This window comes from Streptomyces sp. WM6372, from assembly GCF_001279655.1.
In the GTDB taxonomy this organism is placed as follows: domain Bacteria; phylum Actinomycetota; class Actinomycetes; order Streptomycetales; family Streptomycetaceae; genus Streptomyces.
The window spans coordinates 1-299 of sequence record NZ_LGDB01000146.1; the positions used below are offsets into that span (position 1 = coordinate 1).

General features: G+C 72.6%; 1 protein-coding gene. It reads left to right on the forward strand.

Translation table 11 applies throughout. The annotated features are described in order from the left end of the window. Positions 1–99: 99 nt before the first annotated feature. Positions 100–299, forward strand: a 200-nt coding sequence (locus tag ADK52_RS12560; RefSeq protein ID WP_159045917.1) for a hypothetical protein, incomplete at its 3' end; no start/stop codon positions are given.

Sequence of the window (299 nt, forward strand, 5' to 3'; positions counted from 1 at the left end):
GATGCGGGCCCTGCTTCGTTTGGTCTCCGGAGCACCGGGAGCGGCGGGGGGTGGTCCCGCCTCCTGCGGGGAAAAAAACCCCCCCGCGTGGGGGGGGCTTTGGCGCACCGCCCCCTCCTGCTCGGCCTCCGTTTCGAAAAGCCGTACGGACCCGCTCGCGCCCTCGTCCACCAGCGCCGGGTACGCCTTCACCGGCTGCCCGACCGGATGCGCTCCCTGGTGGCGGTGGACCGGCGGCTCCAGCAGATGCCGACGGGCGGCCAGCGCGAAACCACCCGCATGCAGAAGGGCCACGAGAA